This is a genomic window from Acinetobacter puyangensis (assembly GCF_900096995.1).
GTDB lineage: Bacteria > Pseudomonadota > Gammaproteobacteria > Pseudomonadales > Moraxellaceae > Acinetobacter > Acinetobacter puyangensis.
The window spans coordinates 319,464-343,244 of record NZ_OANT01000005.1; the positions used below are offsets into that span (position 1 = coordinate 319,464).

Sequence of the window (23,781 nt, forward strand, 5' to 3'; positions counted from 1 at the left end):
GGTAAAAGTCTTAAATAAAACACTTGTGTTGCTTATACAACAGCACTATCTATCAGTGACAAATTAAGTAAATGAAAAATAAAGTTTTTTTAATAAACATTATTGGCATTAGTTCTGCACAGTTATCTCGGAATATTTCCATTTTGGATAAAACATGTCAAATCAACAACAATTCATCTCGCGTCGTTCCTTTTTAAAACATACCGCACTCGGTGTTGCAGGCACAGGTATTCTTGGAATGAGTACTGGCTGTCAAAAAAATAATCAGGAAGAGAGTAAAAATTCTCAGACCTCAACACCCCAACATGGCGGCACAATCCGTATGGGCGTCATTGGTGGACAACAAACCGGCAGTCTTGATCCACATTTATCGCCGATTGGCGGCAGCATCATTCGAGGTTTTGCCGTATATAATAAATTATGGGAATGGGATGAACATATGCTGCCACGGCTTGCGCTGGCTGAATTTGCCGAGCCGAATCATAATGCCAGTGAATGGACCATTCGTTTAAAAAAAGGTCTGGAATTTCATCATGGTAAAACTGTCACTGCTGATGATATCCTGTTTTCAGTACGACGTTTAACCGATCCCAAGCTTGCTTCACCCTTTCGTCATCTGGCGCAATGGATCGATCGCGATCGTCTAGAAAAAGTAGATCCATATACAGTCAAGATTAGATTTATCGACAACATTCCGGGGTTTATTGCCCTACCTGAAACTTGGGTAAATTTCGGTGGTATCGTGCCGACAGATTTTGACCCAATTCACAATCCTGTCGGCGCAGGACCGTATAAAGTCAAAAGTTTTATTCCGGGACAACGCTCCGTATTTACCCGTTTTGAAAATTATTATAAAGCTGACCAACCTTATGCAGATGAATTTGAAATCATTGATTTTAAAGATCAAGTCTCACGCTTAAATGCCTTGCTGGCAGGTCAGATCGATATTGCCAATGCCATTACGCCTGAATATATCAAAATTCTGGAACAAGCCAAGCAGATTCAAACTGTCAGATCACAAACCAATATCCATCATGGTTTTGATTTTAATACCGCCAAAGCGCCATTTGACAAAGTAGAGGTTCGGCAAGCTTTTCGACTGATTGCCAATCGTAAGGAACTGGTACAAAAAGCACTCAATGGCGAAGGTCGTATCGCCAATGACTTATATTCCCCTCAAGATCCCGTGTATTTATCCAGTGTTGCACAGCGCCAGCAAGATATCGCGAAAGCAAAAACATTGTTGGCACAGGCAGGCTATGCGAATGGTCTGGACATTGAGTTAATCAGTTTGGTCGGTGATGCCAGTAAAGCAGCGTTGGTCTTTGCCGAACAAGCCAAACAGGCCAATGTCAATATTCGGGTTAAACAAGTGGATAGTGCAATTTTCAATGGCCCACAACGCAGTGAATGGCAAATCTCTACCAATGCCATTAATGTAGGAACACCTTATCTTTCTACTGCGGTGGTTAATGATGCGCCATTGGCAAGCTCAGCTAAAATTAACTTTAACCAGCCAGAATTTTCCGAACTATTCTTTAAAGGTCTATCTGAACCCGATCTCGCCAAACGTAAATATCATCTACAGCAAGCACAAAAAATTCAGCATGCACAAGGCGGATTACTGATTTGGGGCTTTAGTAATGTAATTGATGCTGCCAATCAAAGCATTGGTGGATTACAGGCAGAAAATACACAATTCTCTACGTGGCGATTTGAAAAATTATGGAAGAAATCATAAGGGCTATTAACATTTGATTGATGCTTAAAGCATAAAAATGCTCATCTTGCGCTAGGAGCAAAGCCGTGCTTTGCTCAAGCCCAAGGTGTATTTAAAACGCTAAAAAATATAATGTTAGAACCGTGCTGTCAAAGATGCACCTATCTGACGAGGATTTCCATAGGTTTTTACATATAAACCCGCTGGTCCATTAGGTCTGCCATGTACCTGATATTCTTCATCCAATAGATTTTTAACATAGGCATTGACCTGATACTTATTATCTGCACTGTAATAACCAATATTAGCATTCCATAAAGTATAGGCTTTCTGGCTTAACGTTGGATCAACCTGATAATTCTGACGGTTAACTAAAAAGAATTCACGATCACGATAGCTTGCATCTGTACCGACAATAATACGTGCGCCACTGTCTAGATTAAAGGTGTAATCACCACCAATCCCCAACGTATATTTAGGCGAACGTACCAGACGATTACCGGTATTATCGGCACTTACTGAACCAGTCAGCGGATCACGATCCACAAAGTCGGTATATTCGCTATCCAGATATGCCGCAGCCAGACGTAATCTTAAATTATCGGTTGCCAGATAATCCAATTCTAATTCTGCCCCTTTTACCTCTGCCTGAGGGCCGTTGGTTAATACAGACGTTACACCACCACCCTCACCTTGCAAATTAACCAAAAGATTGGTTTGAATATCCTCATAATCGTAGTAAAAAATATTGGCATTGGCAATTAAACGGCCATCCAACAATACAGATTTCAGTCCCAATTCATAGCTATCCAAATATTCCGGATTTACATCGGTCAGTTGGGACACATTACTGGATAATCCGGTATTAAATCCACCGGAACGGAAACCATGTGAATATTTAAAATAGGTTTTTAAGTCAGGACTAAATTCATATTCCGGAGTAATGTCATAGGTTAATTCATTCCAGCTTTTTTTACGCTGGATCGACGCATTGGCACCGACAACACCATTATATACAGTATTTGTATAGGCATTTTTATTCCACCAACTACCATTTGAATAATTGGCAGTAGTGATTTGAGTCAAATCCAGATCAATATCTTTTTCTTCCCATGTCCAGCGTAAGCCACCAGTAATTTTAAATTTATCGGTAAATTTATAGGTGCTATTGCCAAATACTGCAAAACTTTGATTATCCTGTGTATAGCTGACATCCTTATAAGCCGGTGAACTTGCAGTCTGTGCAGCGTTACCATTAGGTAATTTACTATTTAACCGTGCATTTACACTTCTGGCATCAAGGTTTTCATTAAAATAATGTACACCTGTAATCCAGCTTAATTTTTTATCTGCATCAGAGGCAATACGCAATTCCTGACTATATTGTTTCCATTCATTATTGCCATAACTTCTTGCGACATCATAAGGAGTATAATCTCCATCTGCCAATGACTTCTGTTTAGTCTGGTCAAATGCAGTGATTGAAGTCAGCGTCAAACCATGATCCAAACGACCGTTCAATGTCAGAGAAAGACCATCATGCTGTAATTTGCCACTTTCGGCAAAATCAAGATTAGTGTCCCGTCCTTCTGGACGTTGGTAGATTCCCCAATATGTTCCAACGGCTAAGGAACCATTACTACCACTATCATTTACCGTCTGGCTACTGAGTTTTAATAACGCATCGACCTGATCTGAAACCTTAGCCAATACCTGAATCCGGAATGCTTTTTTATCGACATCACCATAGGTATCACCTGTGGCCAGATTTTTAGCATAACCATCACGATCTTCTGAATAAAAAGCACCACGCACCGCCACTCGATCTGAAATCTGACCATTCACGGCACCTTCAAACGTATGGAGATTATAATCGCCTAATCCTACAGTCGCATAACCACTGGCTTTATCAGAAAAAACCGGTTTGCGTGAAATATAATTTACTGCGCCTGCTGTGGTATTTTTACCGTACAGTGTCCCTTGTGGACCGCGCAATACTTCAATACGTTCCAGATCAAACAAATCACCCGCACCTGCAACAGGCGCATTTAAATAGACGCCATCTGCATAAATACCCACCGGAAAAACGGTTGAAGCTGAAACATCACCAGTTCCCAAACCACGGATATACCAGCGCGGACGCGTATCCCCATCAGGATTTTGTGCTGCGGCATTGGGGGTGAACGTTAAAACATCACCAATAAATGTCGAACCTTTTGCGGCAAGATCCTTGCCTGAAACCGCAGTAATCGCTGCCGGCACATCCTGAATATTTTGTGATTTATATTGTGCAGTCACAATTACAGCATTTAATTTCTTCACATCCTGCTCAGCAGGTTCAGACTGTACATATTGAGAAGATGTTTGGTCTACAGGATTTTCCTCTTTTGCAAAGGCAATTCCGGACACTGTTGCGGTCATCCCCCAAATTGCTGTCAGGATCCCGGCTTTAATTTTATTTAAGCTAAACATACGTACTCCACCATAATTTATGGAGCATGCATGGCAAATCCTATGCCAATCAAAAATAGACTTTTATTTTCAATGCATTAGTATATATTTAAGAAAATCATAAATATATAAATGTTGAAATATCGACAACTTTACTGATTATTCTGCTGAAAATACAACAGCAAATAAATTATACGCATTCCCATTCCATATATACCACACAATACATGGCATAAAATTTGCTTAAAATTATATTAGTTCATTTATACATAACGACATGTATAAAATTGCAGCCAACGATGCCTGCTTGTGAAAATTGGTTTATATATCCAACATGATGCAAAAAATTTTCATGTTAGGGTGTTATATCATGCCAATTTGTGCTTTTTCTGCATAAACAAGTAAAGGTGAAATTCATGACGAAGACGATCAAAACTGTTTGTCCCTACTGTGGTGTAGGGTGCGGCATGATCTTACAAGTCGAGAATAATCAGGTTGTTAAGTTAACTGGCGACAAGGAACATCCTAGCAATTTTGGTCGATTATGTACCAAAGGTTCTTCTGCCCATCAAGCCCTTCGTCAATCTGGTCGTCTAGAAAAAGCCTATTTCCGTTCTGTGCGCAATGCCGAACCCGTTGCAACAGCGATGGATTACGCCATCTCGCAAACTGCCCAACGATTGCGCCAGATTATTGATCAAGATGGTGCAAATGCCGTTTCGTTTTATGTTTCCGGACAAATGTCCATCGAAGCACAATATCTGATTAACAAGCTCGCCAAAGGCTTTATTGGCACCAATAATATCGAATCCAATTCCCGTCTGTGCATGGCAAGTGCCGGCAGTGGTTATAAACTCTCGCTAGGCGCCGATGGTCCGCCCGGTTCTTATCAGGATTTTGATCATGCCGATGTTTTTTTTGTCATCGGCGCCAACATGGCAGATTGTCATCCCATTTTATTTTTACGTTTAATGGATCGGGTGAAAAAAGGCGCAAAACTGATCGTGGTTGATCCACGGCGTAATACCACTGCTGATAAAGCCGATTTATTTATGCAAATTAAACCCGGTACAGATTTATACTTACTCAATGGTTTATTGCATTTATTAATTAAAAACAATCATATAGATAGTGAATTTATTCAGGATTATACTGAAGGCTGGCAACAAATGCCTGACTTTCTAGAAGATTATCCGCCACATCTGGTGGCTGAAAAGACCGGTATTGCCGAAGAGAAAATCCGACAGGCAGCACAGTGGCTCGGGGAAGCAGACAAATTTATGACCTGCTGGACCATGGGACTGAATCAAAGCACACACGGTACATGGAACACCAATGCAATTTGTAATCTACATCTGGCCACTGGACAAATCTGTAAGTTAGGAAGTGGTCCATTTTCATTAACAGGACAACCCAATGCCATGGGTGGTCGGGAAATGGGCTATATGGGACCCGGCCTTCCAGGGCAACGTGCAGTACTGGCGGAAAAGGATCGTGACTTTATCGAAAATTATTGGGGCATCGCCAAAGGTACACTCACCACCAATCTAGGTAAAGGCACCATTGACATGTTCGAGCGCATGAAAACAGGGGAAATTAAAGCCTGCTGGATTATTTGTACCAATCCGGTTGCAACCGTTGCCAATCGGCAGACTGTTATTGATGGACTACAACATGCCGAATTGGTCATCACACAAGATGCTTTTTTAGAAACCGAAACCAATCGCTACGCCGATATTCTGTTACCGGCTGCATTATGGGCCGAAGCCGAAGGCGTGATGATTAATTCTGAACGCAACATGACCCTGATGCAAAAAGCCGTTGATCCACCTGGAGAGGCGTTACCAGATTGGCAAATCATCAGTCGTATTGCCTGTGAAATGGGCTATGCAAATGCTTTTAACTATCAATCCGCAGCAGAAGTTTTTGATGAAATCCGTGGCTGTTCCAATCCTAAAACCGGTTATGACCTGCGTGGTGCCAGCCATGCACGATTAAGAGAAACGCCACTGCAATGGCCATGCCCTCCTCTTGATATCGAACAAGGGCAGCAAGATCGTCACCCGATTCGCTATCTGAATGATGGAATCAGCCAACCCTTGCTTCAGGCTGATGAAGGTAAACACAGACCCCGACTGATTTTTCCAACCGAACACCATAAAGGCATCTTTTTTGCCCGTCCTCATCTAGATCCGGCAGAAATGCCGGATGAAACGTATCCGTTTGTATTAAATACTGGGCGGGTTCAGCATCAATGGCATACGCTCACCAAAACCGGAAAAATCGCCATACTGAATAAATTAAATTCTGGGCCATTTGTCGAAATTCACCATGAGGATGCAGCTCAACTAGGTCTTAAAGAAAAACAGTCCGTCGAAATTCGTTCCAAACGCGGTAAAGCCATTTTACCCGCTGTCATTACCGATCGGGTTTTGCCGGGCAACTGTTTTGCCCCCTTCCACTGGAATGATATCTATGGTGAAGATCTTGCGATTAATGCAGTGACCAGCGATGCCATTGATCCGCTCTCACAACAGCCTGAATTTAAAATTTGTGCTGTACAGCTTAGTCCGGTGATGGCTGATCCCTCATCAAGCATAAATGCTCAATCGGCTTACACTGAGAGCCAACAACACACAGATGCAATGTATGCTGATCCATCGATTTCTATGCAATCAAATACAGCGCAATCCCATATTCCTGAAATAATTTCAAATATCATGGGCCTGTCAAAGATTGCAGCACCACAATTAAACGCTCAGGAAAAACAGTATCTTGCCGGCTTTATTGCAGCATTGCAAAATGTGGCGATCTCTACCCATAGCGTACCAATTTTACCTGATAATGCTCCTGTTTCAGAACAGCATAAATTATGGGTTAATGGATTACTGGCAGGTTTATTTGCACGTACCTCTGTAGATCATTCGGCAGCCAATCTGCCAGCACAAACAGATTCTGGCAACAATACACATCAGCCTGAAACATCACTGGTAACGTTATTATGGGCATCACAAACCGGTAATAGTGAAAGTCTGGCAGAATCTTTTGCCGAAAAAATCAAACAATCCGGGTATCAGGTCGCTATGCAGGAAATGAATGATTTTTCCATTCAGCAACTGAATAAAATCCAACATTTACTCTGTATTAGCAGTACCTTTGGTGATGGCGACTCACCGGATAACGGTCAAAATTTTTGGAATGATTTAAACAATCAAAAGGATCTGGATCTAAAAACCCTAAAATATAGTGTACTGGCACTGGGTGATCCAAACTATGATCAATTCTGTGGCCACGGTAAACGTCTTGATCAAAAATTGGCTGAACTTGGGGCTTCACGAATTTTTGACCGTATTGATTGCGATACCGATTTTAAGGAAAAAGCTGAACAATGGTTATCCAGTGTATTGTCCAAATTAAATACTGAACCGACCAAAACGATTGAATCCTCACCGCTAAAACCGGGAAAAATAAACTCAAATGCTCCGACTAAAGCAAAACCGTTTCATGCTCAGTTGATTTGTAACAAGCGACTTAATGCCGAACACTCCAACAAGGATATACGTTTATTTGCCTTTGATATCAAAGACTCCGGAATAAGTTATGAGGCAGGTGATGCACTTGGTGTTTGGCCTAAAAACTGTCCCGAACTGGTGGAAGAATTACTTAGCGTATGTCAATTGTCCGGTGATAGTGTAGTGTCCAAAATTGACTTGGCCGAAATGCCATTACGGCAAGCATTGACTGAACGCTTTGAAATCGCCAAGCCCCAAACCAAGGCACTGCAATTCATTGCGACAAAAGGACATTATCACTTTTTGCAGGATTTACTCGATCAACCCGACAAATCAGAACTCAAAAAATGGCTCTGGGGCAAACAACTGGTCGATATTCTGCATGAATTCCCAGTAAAACTGGCAACTAATGAGTTAATCGGGATCCTTGGTAATTTACAACCCCGTTTATATTCCATCGCGTCAAGTTCAGTTGCATATCCGGAGCAGATTCATCTGACCGTATCCGCAGTACGCTATGACTGTCAGGGACGTCAGCGCAAAGGGGTGTCTTCAACCTTTTTAGCAGATCGCGCGACAAATCAGACTGTGGCGATTTTCGTGCAAAAATCTGCATCATTCCACCCACCGGCGGACGGCAATCTACCATTAATCATGGTCGGACCGGGGACGGGTATTGCACCTTTCCGCGGTTTCTTGCAACAACGTCAGGCACGCGGTGATCAAGGTAAAAACTGGCTGTTCTTTGGCGAGCAATTTTCAGCGCATGATTTTTATTATCAGGAGGAATTGTTGCAATTACAACAAGATGGTATTTTAACCCGTCTAGATCTGGCATTTTCGCGTGATCAGGAACAAAAGATTTATGTACAAGATCGCATGCGGGAGAATGGTGCAGAACTATGGCAGTGGCTACAACAGGGTGCATATTTCTGTGTCTGTGGTGATGCCAGCCGCATGGCAAAGGATGTGGATGCTGCATTAAAAGACATTATTGCAACTCATGGTCAAATGTCTGAAGAACAAGCCACCGAATATGTAATTGGCATGAGTCGTGAAAAACGTTATTTACGTGATGTGTATTGATGCTAATGTGGATCATAAATCGCGACAATACCGACAATGATCAATAGCAATAAAATTGCCGAAAGTGACTGCCAGAACCAAAGTGGATTTTTTGCCATTAAATGGTTGTTTGCTCTACGCAAAAATTCCGGGTTGGCATGTTTTAAATCATGAATAAATTCTGATAGGGCTTCATAACGTCGATCAGGATCAAGTTGCAAGGCTTTTTGTAAAGCAGTATCAAACCAGTCCGGAATATCTGGGCGATATGCCTGAATACTTTGATAATGTAAGGTTTTAAGCTGCTTTTTGCTTCGGCATTTGGCAATGTCGGTTGCATAAGGTAATTGCTTGCACAGCAAATAATAGGTCATCACTGCCAAAGAGAATTGGTCGGATCGGGTCGAGGCAACTTGTCCAATAAAATATTCCGGTGCCATATAAGCCAAAGTTCCCAGTGCACGGTGAGCATGTTGTGGCTGGAACTCGGCAATCCCCTTGACTGAGCTTGAACCAAAATCAATCAGGGTGATGTTTTGTTCTTCATCAATCATGACATTTTCGGGACGAATATCCTGATGCAACATTTCAAAGCGATGCATGACATTCAATCCCTTTGCCAGCTGTGTAATAATTTCTACCACTTGGGCAATTTCGACTGGCTGTTTTTGTCTGGCCAGCCACTGTGTCAGGGTCTGTCCATCTATATATTGCAGGGTATGATAAATAAAATTTTTGGGTCTAAAATGTGGATAAACTGCCAGTACATGAGGATGATCAATACGCTTTGCCACCCATTCTTCCAAAAAGAATTGTTCCAGCAAACATTGATCCTGTTGTAAATCTGCACTAGGGATTTTCAGTACCAGACTGGATTGCTGCACATCATCATATGCCAGATATAAGCAACTGCGATGATTATGCCGTAAAATCTTTTGAATTTGATAGCCTTCAAAAGATTGCCCCACCTCCAGATTTGGAGCAAAACTTAAATTCTGATATTCTGCACTAAAGTTTTCATTAGTCACATACGATATTGTCTGTATTTTAATGATTTGTATGGTTAAATTATCAGAACTCCCCTGCTCATATGCTGTTTCAACCAGTAATTTGGCTGCCTCATCGAACTGCTGATGTTGTGTCAAAACATCAAGTATTATTGTTTTATCTAGATATTCATAGGCACCATCTGTCATCAATATAAAAATATCGTCTGGATAAATCTCAACACTGCAATAATCTATCTCAACTTTTTGATTAACGCCCAGCGCACGGTTTAAATAGCTTTCTTTTGCCGACAACCAAACCCGATGATCAATGGTTAACTGCTCAAGCTGACCAGACTGTAAACGATAAATTCTGGCATCACCGATATGGAAAATATGTGCCTGATTGGCTTTTAAAATAAGGGCACTCAAGGTGCATACATATCCCCGATCCTTATCAAACCGTCCCTGACTTTGCTGGGTTTGCGCATATAACCATGAATTACAAGCATTGATCACCCGTTCTGCCGAAGTTTTAACGCGCCATGAATCGGGAGTAGAAAAATAATCGGATAGAAAACTACTGACTGCGGTTTCACTGGCAATATGACTGACATTGCTACTACTGATCCCATCAGCAATGGCAAATGCCATACCTTTTTGTTGCAGCAAATAATTTTTGCTAAGACTTGCTCCATAAAAATCTTGATTTTCAGCTTTACGACCAGCATGCGAATATTGTCCTAACTGCACACTTAATTGCGAGGCTTTACTGGTTTTAGGCATCTATCAATACTCTATTACTGGATAATGAATTTTATCAATGGGACAATCCCTATCCCATTTTAATGCTCATGCATTGATTAGAATTGACATTTTGGTGCAGTTCTGACATGGGTAATATAAAGTGCAAGCCCAGTCATCAAAAAACCACCAACTAGATTACCCAAGGCAACAGGAATTTCATTCCACAGCAAATAGTCCATCACCGAAAAATCACCGCCCAGCATCATTGCAAATGGAAATAAAAACATATTCACCACAGAATGCTCAAAGCCCATGGCAAAGAACAGCATGACAGGCATCCACATAGCAATAAATTTACCACTCACACTAGTAGAGATCATGGCACCGACGACTGCAAGTGAGACCATCCAGTTACATAACATGCCGCGAATAAAAATCGTAATCCAGCCCGGTATTCCATGTTCCTTATAGCCTAAAGTCCTGCTTTCACCAATATGGGCAATTTTATTACCTGCCGCATCAGGTTCGGTGGAAAATCCATAGGTAAAAACAAATGCCATTAACACTGCGATAATCAGTGCACCGATAAAATTACCAACAAACACCAAACCCCAATTTTTAAAAATTCTGGCCCAAGTCACGCCGGGGCGTTTATCCAGCCATGCTAGTGGTGTCAACATAAAAACACCAGTCACCAGATCATAACCCAGCAAATAAATCATACTTAAACCAACCGGGAATAATAGTGCACCGACCAGGGGATAACCGGTCTGAATCCCCATACTGATTGCTAAAACTGCGGCAATTGCCAGAATTGCACCAGCCATAATTGCTCTGATCAGCACGTCTCTGGTTGCCATATGCAATTTTGATTCGCCAGCGTCAACCATTTTGGTTGAGAACTCCGAGGGTGCAAGATAGGACATAATTTTTCACCTCTGTTTATTTTAACCTTCATCAAAACAGACATAAAAAAACGCCTAAAGCATCTTTCAGCTTTAGGCGCCATTGCCTGATATCAAATGAATGATCAATACGTTTTTAATCTTGGCATCGTTGCCAAATACATATTAGATAAAGCAAATAACGTACCACATTAATGTATTTCTAATGCAGTCATTAACCGGCCTGTTTTAAGGCAAAATCGCGACCATACAACAGTTTATTGCGAAACTGCTTGACTGAGGTTTGATCACTAATTAATTCCGCATACCATGCGCCATCTTCGGTATCACCAAATAACACTGCCCCGATCATTTTGTCATTTTGAAGAATCAATCGTTTATAAATTTGCCGTTTTTCATCATGCAAAATTATATCTTCAACATCATTTTGTGCTTCGATATTACCTGCCGAAAACACATCCACACCACTGACTTTAAGCTGAGTCGGCGTAGGTACCGTTTTAAAGGTTAAACTGCCATGCTCTGCCAAATGTTGCGCACACACAAATGCCTGTCCCCATAAAGGTTCAACCAGCCCAAATGTAGTGCCGTTATATTCGATACATTCACCCACGGCATAAATGCTAGGATCAAAAGTCTGCATGGTAGCATTCACCACGATGCCGCGATTACAGCGCAAACCAGCATTTTGCGCCAGCGTCATATTGGCACGAATACCGACAGCAAACACCACCAAATCGGCTGGCAATTGCGTACCATCTGCCAGATGTACAGCAGTCACCTGTCCGTCCTGCCCGATAATTTCCTCAGTTGAGGCTTCAGTAATGATTTTTATGCCTTTGGCCTGAATACTTTTGCGTAGCATCTCGCTGGCACGTTGATCCAGTTGCCGCTCCATAATCCGATCCATCAAATGTAACACCGTAACATTCATGCCACGTTGTTTTAAACCATAAGCTGCTTCTAGTCCCAGCAATCCACCACCAATCACAATGGCATTTTGCTTATGCTGGCTCAAATCAATCATTTGATTGACATCGTAAATATCACGAAAACTGAGCACGCCTTTTAAATCATTACCTTTAATCGGTGGCATAAATGGACGTGAACCTGTCGCCAGAATCAGACGATCATAGGGTACCTCCAGACCTGATTTGGTCATGACAGTTTTATTACGTCGATCAATCCTGACTGCCAGATCGCCACCAATAAAACGGATATTTTTTTCTTGATACCATTCCGGTGAATGCAGCATGATTTGTTCAATGGTCTTTTCACCCGACAACACCGGTGACAACATAATACGATTATAGTTGCCCCACGGTTCTTCACCAATCACCGTAATCTCATATAAATCAGGCGCAATATCCAGTAAATCTTCCAGACAACGCATTCCCGCCAAACCATTTCCAACTAATATCATTTTATGCTTGCTTTGTTGTGTGGCAATTCTGGTTAAATAGGTTTTTTGTGGTACAGGCGATACCCAGACATCACCATTCTCCACTTTACAGGGATATACTGTTAAATGTTGATCGGCATCTTCCAGACAACGTCCGGTTGCCAAACTAAAATGCTGTTTATAAATGGGTGAAGCAATCACTCGTTCGCCCTGAATATCGCCAATAATGCCGCGTGACATGACATTTGCGCCACTAAATGGATCATGATTACTCAAGGCATAAATCCGTTGTTCATCACCGACCCGAAATAAGGCAATTTGCTGATCATTGATCAAGGCACAAACACCGGTATTGGGCTGAATCTGGATTAACTGACAAATACGTTGCCAGTCTAAATCTTGTGCAAATTGTGTCATCTCTATATCTCCTCCAGTTGCCCTAAACGCTCGACACTGCAATGCGTTTTTCGTCCCGTTCCTGCGCTTTTAGCGGACGAATTTGTCCACGTTCTTCGGTAAACTGAATGTGCGGATCGGCTTGCTTCGAGTTAATGAAAGTCTGGAATCTTGCACGTACAGCAGGATCGGTAACCGCGGTTTTCCATTCGTCCTGATAGGTATCTACAATGTGTGCCATGCGCTGTTCCAGATCTGCTGCCACCCCTAGACTGTCCTTGACAATCACATCCTTGAGATAATCCAGTCCGCCTTCCAGATTGTCACGCCAGACACTGGTACGCTGTAAACGATCTGCGGTTTGAACATAGAACATAAAGAAACGGTCGATATAGCGAATTAAAGTTTCGGTATCCAGATCCGATGCCAGCAATTCGGCATGTCGTGGTTTCATGCCACCATTGCCACACACATAGAGGTTCCAGCCTTTTTCGGTGGCAATAATGCCAACATCCTTGCCCTGTGCTTCGGCACATTCACGGGTACAACCGGATACCGCCATTTTTAATTTATGCGGTGAACGCAAGCCTTTGTAACGATTTTCCAGAAAAATTGCCAAACCGACAGAATCATCTACACCATAGCGACACCACGTACTGCCCACACAGGATTTCACTGTACGCAGCGATTTACCATAGGCATGTCCAGTTTCAAAACCTGCGGCAATCAATTCCTCCCAAATAAATGGTAATTGATGCACCTGTGCACCAAACATATCGACCCGTTGCCCACCAGTAATTTTGGTATATAAACCATATTTTTTGGCAATCTGCCCGACTGCAATCAGACCATCTGGGGTGACTTCACCACCGGCCATACGTGGCACTACGGAATAAGAACCATCTTTTTGAATATTGCCGAGAAAATAATCATTACTGTCCTGCAATCCGGCATGATCTTTTTTCAGGACAAAATCATTCCAGCAAGACGCCAAAATATTGGCGACGGTCGGTTTACAAATATCACAGCCCAAACCATGTCCATGTTGTTCAATCAAGGCATCAAAGGATTTGATCTCATGTACACGGACCAGATGATAGAGCTCCTGACGTGAATACGGAAAATGCTCACACAGATGATTATTAACCGCAACACCTTGTCGCTGTAATTCGGACTTCAATACCTGAGTGACTAAAGGCGTACAACCTCCACAGGCTGTCGCAGCTTTGGTACATTTTTTCAATGCCCCTAAAGAGGTCGAACCACCAGCAATCGCTTCACACAAATCGGCTTTAGAGACGTTATTACAGGAACAAATAGTGGCAGAATCCGGCAGTAAATCGACACCTGTACCGCCTGCCTTGACATTACTGCCGCCATATTGTGGGACAATCAGACTATCTGGATGTTCTGGCAAATCCATGCCGTTTAGCATCATTTGCAAGAGTTCGCTATATTCTTTGGCATCACCAACTAACACTGCACCCAGTAGTTTTTTACTTTCTTTGCACACCACAATTTTTTTATAGACTTGGGTTTGCTCATCATTATAAAAATAACTGATTGCAGTTGGCTGATTAGCATGCGCATCACCAATTGATGCCACATCTACACCCATCAACTTGAGTTTGGTACTCATATCGGCACCTGTAAACGGTGCAGTATCCTGTTTTAATACATGTTTGGCAGCAACCCGTGCCATATCATAGCCCGGAGCCACTAAGCCAAAAATTTTGCCTTGCCAAAGTGCACATTCCCCAATGGCATAAATATCGTCATCAGAAGTCTGACAATAATCATTGACCACAATCCCGCCACGCTCACCAATTGCTAGTTCTGACTGCCGTGCCAGTTCATCACGTGGGCGAATCCCTGCGGAAAATACGATTAAATCGGTTTCCAGTTCGGAACCATCAGCAAAGTTCATTTTTAATTGATGTTCTTTTCCCTGCTCAATCGACTGCGTGGCTTTTTGGGTATGTACTGTTACCCCCAATTCTTCAATTTTTTGGCGTAAAACTTTACCGCCTAAATCATCAATTTGTACCGCCATCAAACGTGGTGCAAACTCCACCACATGCGTTTGCAGATTCAAATCGGTGAGGGCTTTGGCGGCTTCTAGACCCAGCAAACCACCACCGATCACCACACCATTTTTTGCAGTTAAACTGGCTGCACGGATTTGATCCAAATCATCAATGGTACGATAGACAAAACAATTGGCGTGGTCATTGCCCGAAATTGGTGGTACAAAAGCATAAGAACCGGTTGCCAGAATCAGTTTGTCATACGCCACCTGCTGCCCTGTTTTGGTGGTGACGATTTTTGCTGTACGATCAATGGCGATGGCTTGGGTATTCAAATGCAAATCTATGCCATAAGCCTCGGCAAAATCCTGCCGTGCCAGTGATAGATCCTTCACAGTTTTTCCGGAAAAATATTCAGTCAAATGCACACGATCATAGGCAAGATAGGGTTCTTCGGCAATTAAGGTAATTGCTACCTGATCTCGTACATCACTTTGCACATTATCCAGCACAGTTTCGACAAATTTGTGTCCAACCATGCCATGACCAATAATGACTAATTTCATCTTTAATCTCCTCAAAATATGATCTGGCTAGGCGATGCTGTTACGATCAGCAATGGCTTGCTCGAAAAGTTGTTGTTCTTTTTGTTTGTGCTCCGCAGTAAAGCGGATAAATATCACCGATGCACCGGCAATTAATACCAAGATGCCCAAGGCAAATAAACAAGTTTGAATATCCAACATGCCTTTTAATAAAAAGCCCGCTGCTACCGCACCCACATTACCACCGGCACCAATAATGCCTGCCACACCACCCAAGGAATCACGATCAATGAATGGCACCAACGCATAGGTTGCACCACATGCCATATGGGTAAACAGTGCAAAAATTGTCATGGAAATAATCGCCAGCCAAGCACTATTCATTTGCGAAAACAGAATTAAAAAGATGCCTTCGCCCAGAATCATGATAAATAAAACCTTGGTTCGACCATCCAGACCTTTTTTCAAGGCAACTTTGTCAGAAATAATGCCGCCTAGCGCACGGGCAAATAGTGCCAGCAAACCAAAAATTCCAGCAGTCAGACCCGCTTCTTTTAATCCAAACTGAAAGTTATTCACGTAGTACATGGCCACGATGTTATGAATAAAAATCTCAATCCCAAAACACGCTGCATAGGCGATAAACAGTACCCAGACCCGATAGTTACTGGCAGCCTGTTTTAAAATTGCCCATCCGCCCTTTTTATCACTGCCCGCTGCAATTCCTAGCGCGCGAACGTCCTTGAAATTACCCTGCGGGCAATCCTGAGTAAATTTCCAGTATAAAACACCGACAATCACCATCAGAATACCGGGAACCAATAGTGCAGCACGCCAGCCAAATGCGGCATCGACACCCATCATGATCAATGCCCCCATGATCAGCGGCATGAGGGCTTGCGTCGCACCGCCCCCTGCATTACCCCAACCTGCGGCAGCGGCATTGGCTGTACCGACCACATTTGGCGCAAACATAATACTGGTATGGTATTGCGTAATCACAAAACTGGCACCAATAGCACCAATCAACAAACGGAAGAATAAAAACGATTCATAACTATTGGCAGCCGCCACACCAAACACAGGAATACTACCGATCAGTAACAACGCAGTATAGGTAATGCGAGGCCCATATTTATCACATAAAGGCCCGACAATCAGACGTACCAAAATGGTAATTGCGACCGCAGCAATATTGATATTGGCGATTTGATCTTTGGTCAGGTTAAATTCACCTGCTATTACGGGCATTAACGGCGCACAGGCAAACCATGCAAAAAAACAGACAAAAAACGCCAGCCACGTCATATGAAATGCTCGCATGGCTGGCGTTGAAAAACTAAATAGTTTGATGGATGTGGCTTTTTTGGCAGAAATATCAACGGACATAATGGTCTTCTCCTGAACTGATCAGTAAATACAGCAAACACACATGTGTGAGCTGCGACATCATCAGAACGGGCGCCTTTGACCGTCGATTAAACATATTTTGAAGTCATCTTTGACTCAAAATTTAAAAAGCAATTAATATGCCAATCTATTTAAAAAATATTATTCACTCTGATTTTTTATAAGAAATTTAAATAATTCAGATAGATAAATTATTTTTTATACAACACAAAAGGTTCTTTATGGGGAATACGTTTATTATACAGATGCACCATTGTAATGCTTTACTGCCATCACGCCTTTCATGCACAGTAAATTAAGCCCGATCATCAAAGTCATGCATATTTTATCTACACTTCACGCATGTAGCCTGAAAGATAAGTTGACGGCATGGCACTATACTTGCTTAAATAAATTCGCCAGATCTAAGCATTAAGTTGATGTATGTTCAAGCTAAAAATTGCTTTAATCGATGATGATCAAGAACGCGCCAATTTTATCAAAGCGACACTCATTGAAAACGATTTTGATGTCGTCGCCTGCCTGACGATTGATTATGTCAATCTATTTAAACTCGAACGTTTAAATGCCGATATTATCCTGTTGGATATGGATAACCCGCATCGGGATATTATTGAAAACTGTGTCAGTCAATTTAATTTACCCACAGTATTATTCACCAAAAACAGCCATAAGGACACCATTAAGAGTGCCATTGATGCCGGTGTCACTGCGTATATTGTGGATGGCATCGACCCGGAAAAATTACAAACCATTTTGGAAATTTCAATTGAACAATTTAAAAAACATAAAAAACTGGAAGATGATTTAAAAGAAACCAAAACCAAACTCGCCGATCGCAAAGATATTGAAAAAGCCAAAGTATTATTGATGCAATTACATGGCCTCAGTGAAGATTCCGCCTTTCAGTTACTGCGCAAAAATGCCATGAGCCACCGTATGACCATGGGCGAGATGTCCCGTCGCTTGCTTGATGCGCAAGCATTGCTCAATAACCAGTTAAAGGATTAAAGCCATGCCGCATTTAGAAAAAACCGAAATTGAACTGGGCTATATTCCGCTATTGGACTGTATTGCCATTCTTTGGGCAAAACATCGTGGTTATTTTGAGCAGCAAGGTTTACAGGTCAATCTGGTCAAGGAAGTCTCATGGGCAAGTTTACGTGATCGCCTGGCCTTTGGTTTACTCGATGCAGCACACTGTCTATCAGCCATGCTACCTGCGGCTTTGGCTGGATCGGATCAAGTCGGGATTCCCTTTCAAACCTCGATTATTTTGAGCCGTAATTGCGCCAATATCAGTTTAAGCCAGAAACTTTGTTATGATCTCAATATCTCAAAAATAGATACACCACAGCAATCTGCCCATAAACTTTTCACCGCAATTGAAAGTGGTCAGTTGATTAGACTTGCGCATGTTTTCCCTTATTCAATTCATCATTATTGTTTAAGAGAATGGTTGGCACTGGCAGATATCAATACAGCCAGAAAAATCAAATTGGCAACGTTCCCACCACCTTATATGGTAGAAGCAATTTCCAACCACAGCATTGATGGCTTTTGTGTAGGAGAACCATGGAATATACAAGGTGAATTACTCGGTGTCAGCCAGATTGTTACGTCTAGTCAGGATGTCATTCCCAAAGTTGCCGATAAAGTTTTAGCCTTTAGTGCTGAATGGGCATTACAATATCCCAATACCTTAAATGCAATTACAGTTGCCATACAACGTGCACAAGATGAACTACAAACATTAACGGATTATAGTGATGTCTGGCAATTGTTAGTCGATTTTAATATTGTACAATTCAATTGTTCTGAAACAGTTCATACCCAACAATATCATCATATTCAAAACATCATTCGCAATTTTATTCAGGACAGTGCCCTCCCCACACAGGACGATTTCGTCTGGCTGATTGGACAGATGCAAAAATGGGATCAACTGCATCAGCCTGTATCCGATGAACAAGCACTTGCCAAACAATGTATCTATCCAATTGGGAATATTTAAAACCCCCAATCACGGTATCAGGGCTGTCAAGTTCTTTAAAATCTAATTCGTCATGCCGGACTTGAGAGATGTATCTCGCAAGGAGCATCCAATACGGTATATGCAAGGAAAACGGTTATGGACACTCTGGATTCCTGAGATGCGACTAAAGCATCGCAAGGCATGAATGACTGTACCTTAAACTTGACAGACCTGCGATCATGGTATCACGCCATAGCATCAAAAAACCCAGATCAACCTAATGAAGATCTGGGAAATTTAATTACCGCTGTTGTCTAGAAAAATGCCTGCACACTTAATGCGGTACGATATACACCCCATAACAACGGTAAGCCAACAGCTAGCCACGCGAGAACCACCCACACCGGATTGGTTTTTACAGCGACTGCTGACAAAACCGATTGATCACTGGTTGCTTCCGCTTGCTGCTTTTCCTGCATCAGTTTTTTTTCAACTGCCAACTCTTCTTCCGTCATAAAATATTTGGCATTGACAGGTTTAATTAAGAGATTACAGATCAAACCAATCAACAACATGCCGGCGAGAATAAACATGGTCTGGTTATAGACTTGACTGGCTGGCAAGCCAAGTGCCAACTGATAATCACGCATATTATTCACCACAACCGGACCAATAATCCCAGCGGTGGCCCATGCCGTAAGCAAACGTCCATGGATAGCCCCAACCATTTGCGTACCAAATAAATCTGCCAGATATGCCGGCACCGTAGCAAAACCACCGCCATACATACTCAAAATAATGCACACGGCTGCAACAAAGAATAGTTTATTCCCCGTTTCAGCAAAAAACGGAATCGTGGCATATAAAATTGCACCCAGTACAAAGAAGATGGTATAGGTATGTTTACGTCCAATCTGGTCAGATAAACTGGCCCAGCCAATACGTCCACCAATATTAAATAAACTGAGTAATGCGGTAAATCCTGCCGCAATCGCCGCAATGGCTTTTAGTTGTCCATCATCCAGTTGGCTAAAAGTTTTCTGAATACCGATCAAACTGCCAGCAAAAACTTCCTGTAACATCGGTGATGCCATGCCGATCACGCCAATTCCGGCAGACACATTCATACATAGCACCATCCACACCAACCAGAATTGTGGAATTCCCCAGATTTTACTGGCATGCACATGATGCTGAGTAATCAACACATTCTGTTGCTGTGGTTTTGGCTGCCATCCCGTAGGTTTCCAGCCTGCTGGCGGAATACGATAAGCCAGCGCACCGCCAACCATAAAAATAAAATAGATAAAGGCCATCACCACAAAAGTCTCAACAGCACCAACACTGCTTGCACTGGAAAAATAAGACATCAATTCGACAGCCAGTGGTGACCCAATCATGGCGCCACCACCAAAGCCCATAATCGCCATACCTGTAGCCAAACCACGTTTATCCGGAAACCATTTAATCAAAGTACTGACAGGTGAAATATAGCCCAGTCCCAGACCAATTCCCCCAATCACACCGGAACCTAACAGCATGATCCAGAATTGATGCAGATAAATCCCCAATGCAGAGATCAGCATTCCCCCACACCAGCATACTGCACTAAGCAAACCGGCTTTACGTGGCCCTACCCGTTCCAGCCAGCCACCCCAGATCGCAGCAGAACTTCCCAGCAACACAAAGAACATGGTGTACATCCAGCCCAAGGTTGACACTTTCCAGTCACAATTTGCGACAAACAATTGCTGGAAAAATCCAATATCCGGTACGCAGGCAATCGACTCACTAATGCCTAAAGCCTTGGATAATGGTAACCAAAATACCGAAAAACCATAGGCCATACCGATACACAAATGAATTGCCAATGCAGCAGGCGGCACCAGCCAGCGGTTAAATCCGGGCTTGGCGATAATGCGCTGTTTTGATAAAAAAGCAGGTTGTGACATACTTGGATTCCCCACAATCTCAATAAGTATGAATTTCGCCACACCATATACGCTGCAAGAATGTTTTTGTCCAGTAAAAAAGCGTTTTTTGTTCTATTTATAATTTAAGATAGGACCACAGCGGACCTTACATAAAAAACATCATTAGCGAAATTATCAGCAAAATTCATCTTGCATCGGTTTTAAACTTTATTCTGATTTTAGCTGCTTTTTCTTTAATTGCTTATCTAAAAAATTCTGAATTAAAGCTTTTGCCTGTGCTGTTTTCCCCAAAAAAGCAAAATGCTTTGATTCTTCCCTAATTGCAGCATCCCGCTCTAAAATAATACCAGCCCTAATAGCCTCTAACATGTGATGGTATGCTGGAGAATCATTATCTTTTTCCTGAATTTCTCTATAAGCCTGTATAAAAATCTTATTTTTAGCTGTTTTAGTGAGGTGAATAGGTTTGATTTTTTCTTGATATCTTGATTGCCAACTTAATTCTCCGGCTATTGCAGCTTCTATAAATTGTATAGAAGTAGGAATTAAATCCTTATGATGAACGACTGCATCAATTGCACCATCCATTAATGCTTGCTTCGCATTTTTAGATACTATTCCCTGTATCCATTGAATGGTTTTTTCGACTCCGATAATACGACACAAACGTACTGTTCCACCAAAACCAGGAATTAATCCCAGACTTAATTCCGGTAAACCGATCTGAGCAGATTCAGCCATAACCCGATAATCGCACGTCAAACACATTTCAAAACCACCACCTAAGGCAAAACCATTAATTGCAGCAACTTTTGGTAAATTTAAATCTTCAAATGCATTAAAGAAATCATTGGCATTTTCAGCCCAAGAGCGAATGTCTGCCTCGCTTTGTTCAAATAAATCAGTAAATTCGGTAATATCAGCACCGACAATAAATACCGATTTAGCAGAAGTGACAATAATCCCTTTTATATCAGGATATAACTTAATCGCTTTTAATGCTGCTTTACATTCTATTAAGGTTTCTCGATTAAATTTATTAATCGACTGATTTTTTAGATTAAAACAAAAATTTGCTATACTCTCTTTTATTATACTGACAGATACTGTATTTCCCTGATATATCATATATTTTCTCCTAAATATTCAATAAAATCATGTTCCAAGTGCTTTTATTTCGTGCATGGAATAAACAATCGAAGATATAATCTCAATTTGAGCTATATGCTCTTCTTCTTTCAATGCAATACCCACCTTTTTATTTTTTAAAATTTTGGTAAAACGAACCGTTTGCAATGCCCATGTATAAAGTCACTTCCTCAACAGTCACTAAACCATTTTTAATAATAAGCGTTTTAGCAGGAATGAATAAACGTGTGCTTAATCAGTTCATATTTAAATTTTCTGGATAAATTATGTCGTGGTACTCGATAGAAACATTCCATCTTCTTCATACCATGTTCCTTGCTAAAGCTTCCAGACAAAACCTATATTGAATCCCTACAAATTCAACTCAATTGCAATTGCGGTTGCCTCTCCACCACCAATACAAATTGCAGCAATGCCTTTTTTTGCACCTGTACGCTGTAAGGCTGTGATTAAAGTCAATACGATACGTGTACCTGAGCATCCGATAGGATGTCCCAAAGCACATGCTCCGCCAAAAATATTCACTTTATTTACATCAAGTTTTAAATGATCAATGGCAAGCAATGCTACAGAGGCAAACGCCTCATTTATTTCCCAAAGTTCAACGTCATCTATCGTCCATCCAACTTTTTTGAGTAATTTATCAATTGCAGCAATGGGAGCCAGAGAGAACTCTAAAGGTAATTGTGCATGATTTGCTGTACCCACAATGGTTGCAAGCGGATGCAGATGATTATTTTTTGCAACTTCGGCTGAGCAAAGAAGTAGTGCTGCCGCACCATCAGAAATAGAACTAGAATTTGCAGCTGTAATTGTGCCGTCTTTTTTAAAGACTGGTTTTAATTGGGCAATTTTTCTTGTTTTGCGGACAAGGGTTGCTCATCATGCTCAACTAAGCTGGTCACATTACGGGATACAACATGAACTGGTGTAATTTCATCTTTAAATACACCCTCTTCAATTGCTTTTTTGGCGCGTTGGAGAGAATAAATAGCATATTCATCGAGTTGCTGCCGTGTATAGTTGTAACGATCGGCAATTTCCTGAGCAAAAAGTCCCATAGAGAATCCAGTTTCACCATCTTCCAATCCATCTAGAAACATATGATCAAAGATTTTTTGATGGTTCATTCGATAGCCAAAACGCGCTTTGGACAGCAAGTAAGGCGCATTGCTCATCGACTCCATGCCACCAGCGACTGCGACTTGAATTGAACCGGAACGAATCCCATCATACGCCTGAAAAATAGCCTTCATCCCTGAACCACAAACCTTACTCACCGTCGTTGCAGCGGTATGATGACTTAGCCCGGCTTTTATCAATGCCTGTCGTGTCGGTGCCTGACCAAGCCCCGCACTTAATACATTTCCCATAAATACTTCATCAATCTGTTCTTTATCAAGCCCTGATTTTTCGACAGTATTCCTGATAACTTGCGCACCAAGTTCAATTGCACTCAAGGTGGATAATTTACCACCAAAACTTCCTATTGGCGTTCGCGTACCACTTACAATGACAACTGTATCAACCATTTTTTGAATTCCTTTTCGTGTTTGA

At 41.8% G+C, this 23,781-nt stretch carries 12 protein-coding genes and 1 pseudogene; 4 read left to right on the forward strand and 9 right to left on the reverse strand.

The window, feature by feature from the left end:
- Positions 1 to 154: 154 nt before the first annotated feature.
- Complete coding sequence (locus tag CRO21_RS11715) at positions 155 to 1,741, forward strand: ABC transporter substrate-binding protein (protein ID WP_097079486.1); 1,587 nt, start codon at positions 155 to 157, stop codon at positions 1,739 to 1,741.
- A 114-nt stretch (positions 1,742 to 1,855) separates the two neighbouring features.
- On the opposite strand, the gene CRO21_RS11720 is transcribed toward CRO21_RS11715, so the two are convergent.
- Positions 1,856 to 4,192 (reverse strand): TonB-dependent receptor, encoded by a 2,337-nt coding sequence (locus CRO21_RS11720; RefSeq protein WP_097079487.1) that lies wholly within the window; start codon positions 4,190 to 4,192, stop codon positions 1,856 to 1,858.
- Between the two features lie 395 nt (positions 4,193 to 4,587).
- On the opposite strand from CRO21_RS11720, the gene CRO21_RS11725 reads away from it, so the two are divergent.
- The gene (locus CRO21_RS11725; RefSeq protein ID WP_097079488.1) at positions 4,588 to 8,769 is read left to right on the forward strand and encodes a bifunctional nitrate reductase/sulfite reductase flavoprotein subunit alpha; all 4,182 of its coding nucleotides are present in this window, start codon (positions 4,588 to 4,590) and stop codon (positions 8,767 to 8,769) included.
- A gap of 2 nt (positions 8,770 to 8,771) precedes the next feature.
- Here the strand turns inward: CRO21_RS11725 and CRO21_RS11730 are convergent, their stop codons facing one another.
- The 5 genes from CRO21_RS11730 to CRO21_RS11750 form a co-directional block, all read right to left on the reverse strand.
- Complete coding sequence (locus CRO21_RS11730; protein ID WP_097079489.1) at positions 8,772 to 10,520, reverse strand: bifunctional protein-serine/threonine kinase/phosphatase; 1,749 nt, start codon at positions 10,518 to 10,520, stop codon at positions 8,772 to 8,774.
- 77 nt (positions 10,521 to 10,597) lie between these two features.
- Positions 10,598 to 11,407, reverse strand: a complete 810-nt coding sequence (locus CRO21_RS11735) for a formate/nitrite transporter family protein (RefSeq protein WP_097079490.1) — start codon at positions 11,405 to 11,407, stop codon at positions 10,598 to 10,600.
- Between the two features lie 193 nt (positions 11,408 to 11,600).
- Entirely contained in the window at positions 11,601 to 13,205 is a 1,605-nt protein-coding gene (nirD, locus tag CRO21_RS11740) for a nitrite reductase small subunit NirD (protein ID WP_097079491.1), read from the reverse strand.
- Positions 13,206 to 13,227: 22 nt separating this feature from the next.
- Positions 13,228 to 15,777 carry a nitrite reductase large subunit NirB gene (gene nirB / locus CRO21_RS11745; RefSeq protein WP_097079492.1) on the reverse strand — a complete coding sequence of 850 codons (2,550 nt, stop codon included), beginning with the start codon at positions 15,775 to 15,777 and terminating at the stop codon, positions 13,228 to 13,230.
- A 27-nt stretch (positions 15,778 to 15,804) separates the two neighbouring features.
- Positions 15,805 to 17,145: an MFS transporter gene (locus tag CRO21_RS11750; protein ID WP_097079493.1), complete on the reverse strand. Its 1,341-nt coding sequence runs from the start codon at positions 17,143 to 17,145 to the stop codon at positions 15,805 to 15,807.
- 444 nt (positions 17,146 to 17,589) lie between these two features.
- Here CRO21_RS11750 and CRO21_RS11755 point away from each other — a divergent pair, with 444 nt between their 5' ends.
- Together CRO21_RS11755 and CRO21_RS11760 are read left to right on the forward strand one after the other, a co-directional pair.
- The gene (locus CRO21_RS11755; protein WP_097079494.1) at positions 17,590 to 18,177 is read left to right on the forward strand and encodes an ANTAR domain-containing response regulator; all 588 of its coding nucleotides are present in this window, start codon (positions 17,590 to 17,592) and stop codon (positions 18,175 to 18,177) included.
- Positions 18,178 to 18,181: 4 nt separating this feature from the next.
- Entirely contained in the window at positions 18,182 to 19,180 is a 999-nt protein-coding gene (locus CRO21_RS11760; RefSeq protein WP_097079495.1) for an ABC transporter substrate-binding protein, read from the forward strand.
- A gap of 275 nt (positions 19,181 to 19,455) precedes the next feature.
- Here CRO21_RS11760 and CRO21_RS11765 read toward each other — a convergent pair whose 3' ends face one another.
- The 3 genes and pseudogenes from CRO21_RS11765 to CRO21_RS11775 form a co-directional block, all read right to left on the reverse strand.
- Positions 19,456 to 21,093, reverse strand: a complete 1,638-nt coding sequence (locus CRO21_RS11765; RefSeq protein WP_097079496.1) for an OFA family MFS transporter — start codon at positions 21,091 to 21,093, stop codon at positions 19,456 to 19,458.
- Between the two features lie 189 nt (positions 21,094 to 21,282).
- Complete coding sequence (locus tag CRO21_RS11770) at positions 21,283 to 22,203, reverse strand: enoyl-CoA hydratase-related protein (protein ID WP_097079497.1); 921 nt, start codon at positions 22,201 to 22,203, stop codon at positions 21,283 to 21,285.
- Positions 22,204 to 22,575: 372 nt separating this feature from the next.
- A pseudogene (locus CRO21_RS11775) lies at positions 22,576 to 23,756 on the reverse strand (thiolase family protein).
- Positions 23,757 to 23,781: the final 25 nt, after the last annotated feature.